A 14,766-nucleotide genomic window follows, 5' to 3' on the forward strand; every position below is an offset into this window, starting at 1 on the left:
GTAAACTTACACTTTGTACAAACTTAAAGGGTAGACAAGATACTCACCCCCACAAATACAACTATTGTGGTGTGGGATGGACAGCAGTCTGAGCGGTGAGTAGTACATTAAAGAGCCAACGTGGGTGAGTCAAATACTGCGGTATTTTCCCTCCGCAGTTAACTCATATTAGCTATGGCAACTTGTACTGCTGTCAAAGAAGCAAGCTAAAGCTATGCGTAGCATCACCAACAGGCGAAGCGACTGCATTAGCAAGTCGAGAGAACTGCACGCTGCACGTAACTTACTTAAAAGTTGGATTACGAGCATCAACTGTTTGCCCAATGCTTGCCAGAAAGACGGCTTCCGACCATCAGAAATTCGGAAAGTCGTCCACTGTGGACTCAAAAAGTGAATTAGTGTAAGTAAGCTGTTTCAACACTCCCAGGTGTATTTTCAGCTCCTACTTGCGAAAGAATCTACAAATATTTTTGTAGTAAATCGAGAGATTTGAATTCTGATGATAAAACGACAACATTGTTTCTGGCTTTTGACTTAAAGTTTTGGGAGGAGATTTTTTCTAGATTTAGTATCATCCTTGGCGATTATCACGGTAATTATGGTATACAGATTAAGTATTTAAAGACTTATTTACATATTCTTAGCTTTTGGAATGAATGTAAGTATGTTTTTACCAAACTAAGCTCGATTGGAGCGCTTATTGAGGTTTTCGCTCAAAAGACTTCTAATTTCCTAGTTTCCTATACCCAAATAATTACTCTGAAAGCGTTATAAATTATTCTTTGAATAAAGTATTTTTCTGACTTTAGAGATATGCTTTGGTAATTAAGTTATGAAAAAAGGAAAAGCTTTCTGAACTATCACCAAAACTATAGCGCTTCTCGTTTTGATGCAATACACTTTGATCTTTCTTCGAAAAGGCTACAGTGTATACACATCTCTCTACAAGGCTCAGGGTTAGGTTTATATTCCATACAATTGATAACCGCTATAGTAATTTTTACGGGTTGGATTTTGACTAAAAATACATGATTTTCAATGACTAAGATTCCATCAAAAATACAATAAGCAAATAAAATACTGATAAAAGTTGCCTGTTACGTCTTTATACTCTTGCTAAAGTGACAAGTCTTGTCTAATTATGGTTTAGCAATACGAAAGCCAAAAAGCTTATAAGTAATCTAAAATCTGCCAATATAAAGTGCAATAATACCTGTGCCTGTGTCTCAACTGCCCTCTCAACCCACTGACAACAATAGTAGTGCCGCGACGGATGTCACCCCAGTCGTGGCACTCAAAGAACTCGTGGCAAGGTTGCACCGGGAACAGAACAAAATTCAAGATTTGCTCAGTTCTTTAGGATTTGCCCTGAGAAGTTTCAATAATTTGAATCAGTTTTTGGAACTGATTCCACTAATGGCAACAAGAGTGACAGATGCAGACGGCAGCGCCCTGTTTCTCTACAAACCTAATGGTCAAGTCAGGTTAGAACAGTTACATTGGCAAGATAGTGGACAGCGTAAAAATATCCGCAAAGCGCTAGAAATAGCCAGCAGTCAAATCACGCTTTTGCCAAATACTGCCCCTCTAGCGAATGCGACGGGGATTTTGGATGACCAGATGCATCGTTATTTGGGGCCAGATGTGCAAATCTTTGGTACGGCGATTCTGGTAAAGCATACAGAAAGGGGATGGCTCTATGTATTGAGCCGCGATCCAGAATACAGTTGGACAGAAACTAGGCAAAAGTTAGTTAGGTTAGTGGCAGACCAAACAGCAGTAGCGATCGAAAACGATGAACTAGCTGTAGAACTTAGAAAAAAAGAACGGTTAGACCAAGAGCTAGAAATTGGTGCAGAAATTCAACGGCGACTTCTACCACGTCAATGTCCCACAATACCTGGTGCAGTCCTAGCGGCCCGTTGTAAACCTGCAAATCGTGTCGGCGGTGACTACTATGACTTTATTGCTACCAATCAGAATAAAATTCGGTCTAAGACTAAAGGTGACACCGAGACTGGTCGCTGGGGTTTGGTTATTGGAGATGTCATGGGCAAAGGTGTCCCTGCTGGTCTGATTATGACGATGATGCGAGGAATGCTAAGGGGAGAAGTGCTACATGGGAATTCCCCAGCAAAAATTCTGCAAAACTTAAATAGAGTTATGTATGCCGATTTGGAAAATTCTCACCGTTTCGTAACACTATTTTATTCAGAATATAATCCTCACAGTCGAATTTTGTCTTATAGCAATGCGGCACACAATCCTCCCTTGTGGTGGCACGCAGCCACGAAAACTGTCAGCCGTTTAGATACTCTAGGAATGCTAATCGGTTTGGATGCTAACAGCCAATATGAAGATGCTCAGGTACAGTTAGAGCCTGGGGATACAATTATTTACTATACAGATGGCTTGACCGATGCAGCGGCGGCTGGTGGCGATCGCTTCGATGAGGATAACTTTGTCGCTGGCTTCAATACGGCTTGCAAGTACTGTAATGGGCCAGAGGAGATTGTGGATTATTTATTTGACCAAGTTCAACAATTCATTGGTGATGATAAGCAAAACACTGATGATATGACACTAGTTGTTCTGCAAATTTTATAGTCATTAACCATTTTTCCTGGTCAAGTCATGAATAAATACCTAATTTTATGACAACTGGTTATGGCAACTGGATATTTACCACGCCAAATTTAATTTTTAATTTATTTTTTCTTTAAATTTCCTTAGCGATCGCTCAAATAATCGCCAATTAACCTTTTTTCAGGACTTGTTTGTATTTAATCATTAGGATAATACATAAAAAATGATCCTTAGAATACATTTCTGTTGAAGCAAAAACTATATATTTTGCACATCTAGCACAGTAGGAAACGTTAAGGGGGAGAGCAGGTAAAAGGTAAAATGTACAAGGCAAAAAGTAAATTTACTTCTTCATTTTTGCTTTTTTTCTATCCTTGTTACGCAAGCATTTAGCCTGTTCCCTCTTGGCGTTTTAATTTTTCTTTTCTCCGCCGTAGCAAGTTCACAACAGTTACGACGGAGTTTTGCTTTCTTTGTTTCTTAGGTCTAAACTTGGCAGTTTTCAACTTACTTGGTCTTTAAGTTATTAACCTTCATTTAATCATTTGTCAATATATTTCTAAAAAGATTTTAGTTGAAAAATTCAGAATTAAAATAGCTATTCTTGCGCTCCAGCTTTTTGCAGACTCCGCACTACATTTTTATAACCATTAAATTCTGCAATCATCAAAGCAGTATAACCACCACGGTTTTTTAAATTCACATCTGCCCCAGCTTGGAGTAATAACTGCACAATTTCGCCATAACCTGCTGAGGCAGCCCACATCAATGATGTTGCTCTCGCTGAGTCTTGAAAATTGACATCTGCCCCCTTTGCCAGCAGCAAATGTATGATATCTGTGTGCTTGCGTTCGGTTGCTTTAATCAAAGCAGTTTTGCCATCGTCCCCCAGAGTGTTGGCATCAGCACCATAGTCTAACAACACTTTCACTGTTTGGGTGTGTCCTTGTGATACAGCCAAGGTCAAAGGTACTTCACCAAGATTTTTCCCATTAATATCTCCCCCAGAACACAGTAGGGCCTCAACAATTTTGCTATGTCCCTGCAATGCTGCTACAAGCAGTGGCGTATCACCCAGACGATTCCTAATTTGGACATCTGCACCCCCGTTCAGTAATACTTGCACGACATCAATGTAGCCTTCCACAACGGCAAGATGTAGGGCAGTTTCACCATCTTGGTCTTGGAGATTAATTTCAGCACCTCGATCCAGTAAAGCTGCTGCGATCGCACTATGTCCCCCTGCTGCTGCTGCCAATAATGCAGTTCCACCATCAGCGTTTTTTACATTCACATCAGCCCCCGCCGCTAGCAGTGCTTCCACAACCTCCAAATGCCCCAAATCTGCGGCTAATGTTAAGAGTGTCTCACCCTCTTGATCTGGAATATTGACATCAACACCAGTTTGGAGAATTGCTTGTAAAATTTCTATGTTTCCCTGCTTAATGGCAAGTTTCAAGGCAGTATCATCATCTTTATCGGCAATACTCACCTCCGCACCAGCAGCCAATAAGACTTGCACTACATCGATATGACCTTTGAGGACTGCGGCCATTAAAGCTGTGCTGCCATCTTCATTAGTGGCATTGACATCAGCACCTTTGGATACTAAAAGTTTCAAAATGTCAAGTTGTTTGGCACTAGCTGCCAACATCAAAGCCGTCAAACCATAGAGTTTTCTGGGCAAGTTGATATTTGCCCCAGCATCCAGCAGCGATCGCACAATTTCGGTGTAGCCTAAATTGGCAGCAAACATTAACGCCGTAGTACCTTGGCGATCGCACGCATCTACCCTCGCACCAGCAACCAGTAGCGCACACAGACCCTTAATATCACCACTTTTAGCAGCTTTTAGCAGCAAAGTATCGTTGTTTTCAGTCATGAATGAGATCCCACACAGGGGGTTTTGTTCGTCTACCCTCAAAACTCAGTCTGAGATTGTTTATGCACTTTGGCAAGAGGGTTATGCAATTAAAAATTGAAAATTAAAAATTAAAAATTAAGAAACGCAGTCTTGGCAAGCATTCTAAGGCAAGGGAGGCTTCACTCTTGTCTTCTCTCCTCATCCCTTAGACTCTTTTAATTTGTGCAACTTGAAGCACAGAGAATAGAGTTATGCTAATTTTTATGAAGATTTAATAATTAGGCGAGAACACTATGAGCTTGGAACTTTCTGCGTCGGTGAAATATTGGCTGAATTTCTTCCATCCGGTGCTGATGTGGGCGCTATTAGTACTCTCAATTTATGCTGCCTACTTGGGGCTGCAATTACAGCGTACCAGAAATGCTCAGGGGGAAGAAAAGAAAGAACTGATTAAAGGTAGATATAACGTCAGACACTACCAAATCGGGTCTATACTCTTAGGTTTGATGGTAGCAGGTGCAATTGGAGGGATGGGTGTCACTTACATCAATAATGGCAAGTTATTTGTCGGTCCTCACCTGCTGGCAGGACTGGGTATGACAGGTCTGATTGCATTTTCTGCTGCTTTGTCCCCTTATATGCAGAAAGGGGCAAACTGGGCACGCGCAACCCATATTTTGCTAAATTTCACGCTTTTGGGACTTTTTGCTTGGCAGGCTGTTACTGGCGTGCAAATTGTCCAAAGAATTCTTACTAAAGCATAGTCATTTGTCCTCTCTTACAAAGCTCTGAGCGGAGGAGACCTCCGCTCAGAGCTTTGTCCTTTGTCATTAGTGTATGAGAAATGACAAAGGACTGTTGACTCAGCGCTTTTGTTTGGAATTCCCAGAAAAGGGTATTTCCAAAGATTTCTGAAAATCTTGCTGAACTTTACGAGTTAAGCGGCGGGAAACTTGGCGGACGATTTGGTTAAGTAAGCGATCGCCTGTAGATTGAATTATAGACTTGGGTAATCGCTGAATAAATCGGGGAAAGTGCAAATCAACAATTAAATCCAATTCCCATTCAACTCTCGTAACCTCGCCGCTACTGCAAGCATCGTTTTCTATTAGCTGTAGAGATGCCCGATAGTCTACGTCATAACCAGGCGATTGGTAATCAGGAATGGGGATTGTACGGATGCGGTAAATACCTTCTTCTGGGGGCAACAATTCCAAACCAATTTTCGGTTCTACTTCATAACCGAAAGCACCAAAACGACCAATTACTAAAGCATAGCCATTTTCCCCAAGTAATTGCACTTTCATGGGTTCAGCACAACGAGAAAACCATAAGGCGTGAGTATTAAGATACTCAGCAACCTTCTCTGCTGGGGCAGGCATTTCCATAAAATCTTGATAACGACCGTAAAATTTTGTAATCGTCGCTACATTTATGTCTGTTAATGTGTCCTTCGCTTCTTCTTGGTTGGACGCTACAGGTAAAACTGCTTCTGTTATTTCCCAGGATTTATATTCGCCTTGTTTTGAAAGCATAAATGCATTACTGTATATTTTGGCGTTCTGTCTATATTAATAATTCCCTACGTGCTTGGGTCATTTCACACTAATATCTCATTTTGACCAAAACCTCATTAATCTGCCATCAACTCCATAGAATTACTAAAATAAAGAACTAAACAAGCACACAATAGTTTCCCAGGATAGCATTTCTCATGAAAGCATTTGTAGCAGGGGCAACCGGTGAAACAGGTCGCCGGATTGTGCAAGAGTTGATAGCGCGGAATATTCCCGTTCGTGCTTTGGTGCGGGATATAGAGAAAGCTAGGGGTATTCTGTCTCCTGAAGCCGAGTTGGTTGTAGGTGATGTATTACAACCAGAAAGTTTAAATGCTGCGTTGGGAGATAGCACAGTTTTGTTCGTTGCGACTGGTGCAAAACCTAGTTTTGACCCCACAGGCCCTTATAAAGTAGATTTTGAAGGGACTAAAAATTTAGTAGAAGCTGCCAAAGCAAAGGGGATTGAGCATCTTGTCTTAGTCTCTTCTTTGTGTACTTCGCAGTTATTTCATCCACTAAACTTGTTTTGGCTGATTTTGGTGTGGAAAAAGCAAGCTGAAGAGTATATCCAGAAAAGTGGTCTTACTTATACGATTGTGCGGCCTGGTGGATTGAAGAATGAAGATAACTCAGATGCGATCGTGATGCAGAGCGCTGATACATTGTTTGACGGTAGCATCCCCAGGCAGAAAGTCGCCCAAGTTGCTGTTGAGGCCCTATTTGAAGCAGATGCACGCAATAAAATTGTCGAAATTGTTGCTAAACCTGAAGCAGCCTCAAAAAGCTTTAAGGAGTTATTTCAACAGTGCTGATAGTTGTAGAGGATTCTATTCCCCAAAATGATCGGCTCAAATCTGATCGCACTTTGTCAAGTAGCTTGCTTCATTTAAATTGACCGCCCTTGATTTTACTTTCTAAAGCGATCGCTCCATCCCACACCTAAAATGTAGGGTTAAGGTTAAAGTGCATTCATTGCTCATACGGCGCTTTAACCCTACACTCATTTACCATAGACAAGCAATTCCACAATATACGACAATACAGTTCAGGTAAGACCAAAATACTTGTAGAGACGGCGATTTATCGCGTCTCAAAAACCCAAAATTTTTGCCAGTCGCCCTTAACCCAAGCGTATTGCAATATAGGAAATCGATTCTTGTAGATTACAAAATGAAGTAGGCGAACTACTAAATAATTGATCTGGAAATAGGAATTCTACCAGTGCATAATAATTGTTAAAACCAAGGTCGGCTATTCCATTTCGCCATTAATAAAGTTTATAGATTTCATCAGATAATTTGAAGAGTAAATTTTTGACAATCTTATCAATTTTCTGATGAGTCAACCCCGAATTATAGCAATCAAAAATTCAAGATTGGTAGATTACAACCAACCAAAAATATAATCGAGTTCATTACATCTTCTGCTCCATAGTCGTAGGGTATGAGTTGATATAGTTCTGATTTACAGCACTCAGAAATAACGGATACCATATAACTAACAATCAGGTATGAACTTTGTCAAAATGAGTTCGTCAATGATTTGTGTTAGCAAAGAGAGCAAATTTGAAGGAGTTAGACTCTGAAAGGCTTTGAATTCAAAGGTGTTGAAAAACTTATTGGGCCAATAGCTGCGCTTCTTGGCTTTGTGTATTTGTTGCAATGGTATATTGGAGACTTGCGATCGCCTTCCGATCCCATCTTTGCAGATAAACAGCCGCCCTTGGTGATGAAACAGGGCGACCCCTATATCCGCGCTTTAATGCGAACTATTTCGGCGAGTGAAGCTAGTGGAAACCGCCCCTATTCGCTGTTGTATGGTGGACAACAAGTTAATGACCTTAGCAGACATCCTGAGATATGCGTCACAATTATCACAGGCCCAAATACAGGTAATTGTTCTACTGCTGCTGGTAGATACCAAATTATCAACATTACTTGGTATCGTTTAGCCCCTCGCTATCACCCAAAGCCGATGCAAATGATGTTTTGGACTGCTTATAGTTTTGAAGCAGAATATCAAGATATAGTAGTTTACCGTTGGTTAACTGATTCTAAAGTTTGGGGAACTGATCTTTCTCAATTGCTGCGTCAGGGAAAGTTAAATGATGTTTTGCGGCGACTCTCTCCGACTTGGACGAGTCTAGGATATGGTATAGAAACTAATTCTGTTAGTAGTTCTTTGCCTAAAGTTTATCAGAAAATGTTGCAAGAGGAATTAACCACAGCTAATCAACCAACTGTCCAGAATTTGACACCATCGCCAACTCCTTCTAGAAAGCCACTAAAGAAGCCGTGAGGTTATCTGAATTTCTAACTTGCTGTAGATAGGAAAGATTTGATATTTTCCACAAATGCCAAGGTATTTTCAAAGTGAATATTATGCCCAGCATTTTTAATTATTTTTAGCTGTGTAAATTCACAGATTTTAGCCATTTCTGTATTAATAGATATAAACTTTTCATCATATTTACCAGCTAGTAAGAGTATAGGAATTTTATTCTCTTGTAGCTTCTCCCATAAAGAAGGTTGACATCCAGTCCCCATGAAGCGCAATGATTTATCCAATTCCTGTGGATTGTTTTGCAACCGACTTTCTATCATGCGATTGTATTCTGGATGATTTTTTATATAACCAAAAATTGGTTGATTGTACCAATTGGACAAAAAAGTCGCAAAATCACTTTGAATAATGCTTCTGCTTAATTTTCTAGCTATTTGAGTATCATGCCTAACTCGCTCTAATCGTTCTGCCTCTGTTGCTAAACCTGGGGAGGCTGATTCTAATACGACTTTAATAAAACGTTCTGAGAAATTTAGAGTTAGGTATAAACCTAATCTCCCACCCATCGAATAACCAATTAAGTGGCATTTATCTATTTTTAATTCATCTAATAAATTAATTATTGCTTGAGCGATGGATTCCATTCCATAGTATTCATCACCTCCGACAACTTCGGTTTTCCCATGTCCTGGTAATTCAAGAATAAGATAAGAAAAATCTTCTACTAGAAATTTTATAGCTTCATCAAATTCATTAATGTTTCCCATGAAGCCATGTAACAAAATAATTATAGGTTTGTTAGTATTTATATTTATAAAATAGTTAAATTTATATTTATTTAAAATCATTCTTGGAAGATATCTATAAAATCCAAATACAAAAACTTCCCTACCGTACTCTACTATAATTTCAAGGGTATAAGTTATACCCTTATGACTGCTTTGGAACTACCCAGACTATCAACGATGACTGTGAAACACTTATGCTAATTTTGGCATAAAAACCCTTTGTCTGAGTCAATACACCAAATATTACATCTCTACCAAATGTCTTGTAGTGCTAGTCAATTTCTAATTTTTCTAATTTTTAAGGTAAAAATCGATCTAAAGCAGCTTTTAACTGTTTAATTTCAACATCAATATTACCCTCTTGTGCAGCTCTCGCAATACATTCAGTTAAATGTTCATCCAAAACAATTCGCGCTACCTTATCCAATGCGCCCCGCACTGCGGCAATTTGCAGTAGAACATCAGGACAAGGGCTATTTTGCTGCACCATTGTTTTAATACCACGAACATGGCCTTCTATACGCGATAATCGATTGGCAATTCGCCGTAAAGACTCTTCGCTATGGACATGAGGATGAGCAGGCTCTCCAGTCCCATGAGTATGATCTGTATGCTCGTGGTCTGTATCATGATGCTGGGAATGTTCTGCTTGCTGGGATATTGGCAAAGATTTCTTGCCTAATCGATTTGATCCATTCATGGGTTATCACAGGACTGGTAATACTAAAATCCTAGCCTAGAGGGTAATGGTTAATCGCTAATTAGTTTACGCCCATACGTGTCAATAACAAATTCAATTCGTGGAGTTAATGGGTACATCAAAATAGGTCAAGCTTTTCCGTAGGGTAGCCTACCTGTGTCGGCTAATAGAAAACAAGGGTATTTTGCCCCTTGTTTTAACCAGTAGAGACGAATAAAGCCTCGTGTGATTGCGGTTTATAACGGACTATTTAACTACTGACGATTGGGCCTTTGTTGGGGAATAATTTCTGTTACTACCCTACCGCTAGAACTGCCACCTTTGACTACAATATTTTCTGTTTGCAGATTACCAACGGCTGTTTCACCTGTAAAATTTAACGGCGGGTCAACTTGCCGATAAACCACATTTCCCTGAGCTTCAACTAACTTATTGTCTAAATACCAAGTTAATGTATTAGATTTCAAAGACTGGCGACGCTGACCAATGGCGTTGACGTTACCTGTTAAATAAACCGTTTTTTGTGGGATTTTCATTTCACCTTGATTAGCGGTTACAGTAAGATTTTCAAGCCGTTGGAACATTCTTACAGGGGAATTTGTAGTAACAGTTTCTGCGTTCATGTTCCATGTCATAGAGTTACTAGCTATTTGCACTGGTGGGTCTAGTAAATCTAATTGAGCATTCTGTTGAATAGTGGCAATTTTTGTTTTTAAGTTGACTTCGGCAGAATTTCCCTTACCGCGATCGCTAATCTTATTATCTTTGTAGCGATCAATTTGTATGGGGCGATCGCCAATCAGTTTTTCTTCTTTAATATTCCAAATTAAATGCTCGGTTCTTACTTGTAATTGGGGATCAGCAGAATTTGCTACTACTCGTCCAGAAAATTCCATACGCTGTTCGCGGGTTTTAACTCGCGCTTCTTGCGCTACAGCTTGTAGTTGTTTGTGAGTACCGTTAATTTGGTTACGGACAATCAACAAATCTTCTTTGGGCCGCCATTCTAACTCATTGCCTTGCAATACAATTCCATTACTAGGGTCTGTGGCAAATATCTTACCTTTAAGAAACAACTGCTTCCCATCTTGTTCAATATCTGCAACATCTGCCTTGATTTGGTAAACTACTTTACCATCTTGATATAGTTCACCATAAGGACTTTCAGCTTGACCAATTTGTTTTTCTTTGGTGTATTTTGCTTGTTTAGCCCTGACTTTCCAAATTGGTCTTCCCACTTCATCTGCCTGTTCTAGGGTGACATCAAAGAAGGTTAAATCGCTATCTTGCTTAGATGAAGCCGCAGAATTTTCTTGAGACGCTGGAGGGGATTTACCCCCACAACTTACTAAACCAAATATCAAGAAAAAAATCAAAGGTAAAAAAAGGAAGGAGGGAGTGGGGGAGTAATTTTGAATTTTTCTCTCCCCCTGTCTCCCTCTTTTATGAAATTGATACGCCATTATTCTTGGATTTCTAGGTGTCCATCACTAGTTCTTGGGTCTTCCAAAAAGCCGATACCAGATAACGGCCGGTATGGATAGCTTTGGCGAGGGGTTTTTTGAATGTCTTCTTTGATGGCTTCTAAATCAATGTAGCGATCGCTTACATTAATTAAGCTGTCACTGGTCATCGAACGCAAACTTACCACTTCTACCCGCACGCCGCGATAGCTAACTGAATTGACTGCATAAGCCAAATCCCCATCACCGCTCACTAAAACTGCGGTATCATAAGAATCAACTAGCGCCATCATGTCTACCGCTATTTCTACATCCAGGTTAGCTTTTTTAGAGCCATCTGGTAGCTGGACTAAATCTTTAGCAATGACTCGATAGCCATTGCGACGCATCCACAGCAGGAACCCCTGTTGCTTCTCGTTCGTCCGGTCTACACCAGTGTAGAAAAAAGACCGCAGGAGTCTAGAACCTCCAGTCAATCGACACAATAGCTTCGTGTAATCTATCTCAATCCCTAGTTGCAGTGCAGCGTAAAATAGATTTGAGCCGTCAATAAATATGGCAACCCTACCCCGATTCTCCAAAACTTGTTCTGGCGTAAATATTGAATCGGTTTCAAAATTATTCAACATCATTGTGATACCTCGATTTTTATCCCTGTTATTTTTGATACAAATTACGAACTTTTAGATGCTAGTCACAGCGGCTTATGATAATGTTCCGGGGTTAATATAAATTAAGCCCCGATAAATTTTTTGAGAGAATAAGAAATTGAACAAAATCAGAATTTGATAAGGACTAATCGTTTTTCGGGGGTTCTATTCGCTTAAAAACTGGTTGGAATGTACCCAACTGTTGTTTACTAGATAGTATCCCCCATGTCGCATGGGTGGCAAAAGGAGCGGTAACTGAACTTTGTATTTGATCGTTAAAGTCTATTCCAAAGCCCAGTTGCTGATAAATATCGCTACTGATGTTTGGAATAATTGGGGAAAGCAGATAAGCTGCCAGTCTAACTGATTCTAGAACTGTGTAGAGAACTTTTTCTACGGACTCTTGCTGTCCCTGTTTATATAATGACCAAGGAGCTTGTTCATCAATAAACTTATTACTGGCTTGTGCCAGTGAAAGGATAGCGCCGCAGGCTTGACTGAAGGCTAGTTCCTTATATGCTTCTTTCACCTGTTCCCCTAGACGTAAACCTATTGTTTTCAAAGGATTTTCGTCAGGAATTCCTTCATTGCCGATTGACGGAACATTATTGTCAACGCAGTATTTCTTCACCATGCTCAAGGTGCGATTGAGCAAATTACCTAAATCATTTGCCAAATCTGCATTCAGAACATTAATGAACCTTACTTCATTAAAATCTCCATCTTTGCCAAATTCGATTTCCTTAAGGAAGTAATAACGAACGGCATCACTACCATAGCGTTGAACTAACGAAACAGGATCAAGGGTATTACCCAGACTTTTACCCATCTTTTGACCATCTTTAGTCAAAAAGCCATGCCCAAATACTCTTTCTGGTAAGGGTAAGCCAGCTGACAACAACATTGCCGGCCAATAAACTGCATGGAAGCGCAAAATATCTTTACCTATTAAGTGCAGGTTGATTGGCCACCATGTTTCTAAAGCATTTGCTAAAGTTGGTTCTGCATCTGGTTCGAGTAATGCCGTGACATAACCTAGCAGCGCGTCAAACCAAACATAAAGGGTGTGTTTGGGATCAACTGGTACAGGAAAACCCCAATCTAGATTTACCCGTGAAATAGAAAAGTCTTGCAGCCCTTGATTGACAAAGCTAAGGACTTCATTGCGCCGACTTTCTGGTTGAATAAAATCGGGTTTAGATTGATAAAATTCTGTCAGCTTATTTTGATATTTAGATAAGCGGAAAAAATAGTTTTGCTCGTCTCGCCACTCAACTTCCTTGTTAGTATGAATCGGACAACGATGTCCTTCTATCAGATCCCGTTCTTCTTTAAATTCTTCGCAAGATACGCAATACCAGCCTTTTTGTTGTCCTTGGTAGATATCACCAGATTCCCAGACTCGCTCAAAGAATTCTTTGACGATCGCTTCATGACGAGGTGCAGTTGTCCGACTAAAGCGATCATATTTAATGTCTAGTAACTGCCACAAACTAACGAAACTAGGGACAACTTCATCGCAAAACTCTTGTGGCGCTTTACCTAAACTTTCTGCCGATCGCTGAATTTTTTGTCCGTGTTCATCTGTACCTGTAATTAGTAATACCTGATGCCCTAGTAATCTATGAAATCGTGCTACTACATCTGCTGCGATCGTCGTATAAGCACTGCCTATATGGGGGACATCGTTTACATAATATAGTGGTGTTGTCAGTGCAAATGTTTTTTCTGTTTTATTCACTAGATTCATACAAAATAAAAATTAACTTATTAAAACCTTTTACTTCTTACTTTTGTGGGAAAAACCACGCAATTATACAATAATATTTCCATTTTTTCCAATAACACCTTAATAGTAGCAAATTTATCAGGTCAAAAATTGTTTTGTAATATGTATCTATTCAAATCATCTTTGCCTATCTGAGGAAAAGTAACTAATCATAATTTTTTTGAATACTTTCTATTAGAAATTATTGTGATCGAGAATACATAATGCAGAATGCAGAAAACTTAGCTGGTTTTGTAGATCAGATATTTCTATCTTAAGACGGTCATGGCAGTAGTAAAGAAATGTAAAAATTAAGTTAAGATAAACCGCCATATTTACCGTAAAAACATATTGATTAGGTATGAGTCGAAATAGCCCCCTAGAGATTTCTCGCGCTTTGGTGGCGGCACTCTCAACACAAATGTTTCGCTATTATGAGGATCGCATTCCCCAGGATGCTAGCGTTTTGGTAGTCAGCAATCACCGCAGCTTCATGGATGCACTGATATTAATGACAGCGTTATCAAATCCGATTCGCTTTGCTTGCCATCACTATATGGGACAAGTGCCAGTAATGCGGGAGATTGTCACCGATCAATTGGGGTGTTTTCCTTTAGAGGAAACTCAAAACCGCCAACAAAGCTTTTTTTCGCAGTCGCAGTTGCTATTGCAGTCTAAGCAGATGGTGGGAGTATTTCCAGAAGGTACTGCACCAATGGTGAAATTTACTCAGCCAAACCAGGTGGGTGAGTTTCAACGGGGATTTGCCCATTTAGCATTGCGAGCTGATGTGCAGGATTTAGCAATTTTGCCGATCGCGATCGCTTCCTTAGAAGAGGTAAACACGAATGGTTTTCCTTTAAGGCTTTTGAGTGTATTTGACCCTTCAGAACCTTTATTTAATCAAGCGGGTTGGCATCCTTTGGTAATTTATCGTCGGGTTGCGGTGTTGATCGGTCGCCCTTATTGGATAACACCCCAACATCAAAAAAAATATCACGGGAAACAAGCCAGAACTGTTGTGGCTGAACTGACAGAACACTGTCATGGTGAAATTAGCCATTTACTGCGTCAAGGTTGCTATTAGAGCTATTCGATTTTGGAT

General features: G+C 39.9%; 13 protein-coding genes. 5 read left to right on the plus strand and 8 right to left on the minus strand.

The annotated features are described in order from the left end of the window. Nucleotides 1–168 precede the first annotated feature (168 nt). Entirely contained in the window at nt 169–387 is a 219-nt protein-coding gene (locus tag G1O98_RS03675; RefSeq protein ID WP_163927338.1) for a hypothetical protein, read from the minus strand. Between the two features lie 828 nt (nt 388–1,215). Between G1O98_RS03675 and G1O98_RS03680 the strand changes: the two genes are divergently transcribed. Continuing rightward, nucleotides 1,216–2,607, plus strand: a complete 1,392-nt coding sequence (locus G1O98_RS03680) for a PP2C family protein-serine/threonine phosphatase (protein WP_163927339.1) — start codon at nt 1,216–1,218, stop codon at nt 2,605–2,607. Nucleotides 2,608–3,184: 577 nt separating this feature from the next. Here G1O98_RS03680 and G1O98_RS03685 read toward each other — a convergent pair. Further along, a complete protein-coding gene (locus G1O98_RS03685; protein WP_163927340.1) occupies nt 3,185–4,468 on the minus strand; it encodes an ankyrin repeat domain-containing protein in 1,284 nt (427 codons plus the stop codon). A gap of 275 nt (nt 4,469–4,743) precedes the next feature. Here G1O98_RS03685 and G1O98_RS03690 point away from each other — a divergent pair, with 275 nt between their 5' ends. Next, nucleotides 4,744–5,214: a DUF4079 domain-containing protein gene (locus tag G1O98_RS03690; protein ID WP_114080236.1), complete on the plus strand. Its 471-nt coding sequence runs from the start codon at nt 4,744–4,746 to the stop codon at nt 5,212–5,214. A 99-nt stretch (nt 5,215–5,313) separates the two neighbouring features. Here the strand turns inward: G1O98_RS03690 and G1O98_RS03695 are convergent, their stop codons facing one another. Then, nucleotides 5,314–5,985 carry a DUF1997 domain-containing protein gene (locus G1O98_RS03695; protein WP_163927341.1) on the minus strand — a complete coding sequence of 224 codons (672 nt, stop codon included), beginning with the start codon at nt 5,983–5,985 and terminating at the stop codon, nt 5,314–5,316. A 179-nt stretch (nt 5,986–6,164) separates the two neighbouring features. Here G1O98_RS03695 and G1O98_RS03700 point away from each other — a divergent pair, with 179 nt between their 5' ends. Next, nucleotides 6,165–6,821 (plus strand): NAD(P)H-binding protein, encoded by a 657-nt coding sequence (locus G1O98_RS03700; protein WP_163927342.1) that lies wholly within the window; start codon nt 6,165–6,167, stop codon nt 6,819–6,821. Between the two features lie 835 nt (nt 6,822–7,656). Continuing rightward, the gene (locus G1O98_RS03705; protein ID WP_322745230.1) at nt 7,657–8,307 is read left to right on the plus strand and encodes a glycoside hydrolase family protein; all 651 of its coding nucleotides are present in this window, start codon (nt 7,657–7,659) and stop codon (nt 8,305–8,307) included. Between the two features lie 14 nt (nt 8,308–8,321). Here the strand turns inward: G1O98_RS03705 and menH are convergent, their stop codons facing one another. From menH to metG, 5 genes are all read right to left on the minus strand, one after another. Beyond that, entirely contained in the window at nt 8,322–9,140 is an 819-nt protein-coding gene (gene menH / locus G1O98_RS03710; RefSeq protein ID WP_163927343.1) for a 2-succinyl-6-hydroxy-2,4-cyclohexadiene-1-carboxylate synthase, read from the minus strand. Between the two features lie 238 nt (nt 9,141–9,378). Then, nucleotides 9,379–9,780, minus strand: coding sequence for a metal-sensitive transcriptional regulator (locus G1O98_RS03715; RefSeq protein ID WP_163927344.1), 402 nt, complete (start codon nt 9,778–9,780; stop codon nt 9,379–9,381). Nucleotides 9,781–10,034: 254 nt separating this feature from the next. Beyond that, the gene (gene lptC, locus G1O98_RS03720; RefSeq protein WP_175586510.1) at nt 10,035–11,243 is read right to left on the minus strand and encodes an LPS export ABC transporter periplasmic protein LptC; all 1,209 of its coding nucleotides are present in this window, start codon (nt 11,241–11,243) and stop codon (nt 10,035–10,037) included. Then, nucleotides 11,243–11,872 carry an NYN domain-containing protein gene (locus tag G1O98_RS03725; RefSeq protein ID WP_041565095.1) on the minus strand — a complete coding sequence of 210 codons (630 nt, stop codon included), beginning with the start codon at nt 11,870–11,872 and terminating at the stop codon, nt 11,243–11,245. The genes lptC and G1O98_RS03725 overlap by 1 nt, the downstream gene beginning before the upstream one ends. A gap of 166 nt (nt 11,873–12,038) precedes the next feature. After that, nucleotides 12,039–13,643 carry a methionine--tRNA ligase gene (metG, locus tag G1O98_RS03730; protein WP_163927345.1) on the minus strand — a complete coding sequence of 535 codons (1,605 nt, stop codon included), beginning with the start codon at nt 13,641–13,643 and terminating at the stop codon, nt 12,039–12,041. A gap of 379 nt (nt 13,644–14,022) precedes the next feature. Between metG and G1O98_RS03735 the strand changes: the two genes are divergently transcribed. Further along, nucleotides 14,023–14,748, plus strand: coding sequence for a 1-acyl-sn-glycerol-3-phosphate acyltransferase (locus G1O98_RS03735; RefSeq protein WP_163927346.1), 726 nt, complete (start codon nt 14,023–14,025; stop codon nt 14,746–14,748). Nucleotides 14,749–14,766 lie beyond the last annotated feature (18 nt).

The organism is Nostoc sp. UIC 10630, assembly GCF_010747425.1.
GTDB lineage: Bacteria > Cyanobacteriota > Cyanobacteriia > Cyanobacteriales > Nostocaceae > Nostoc.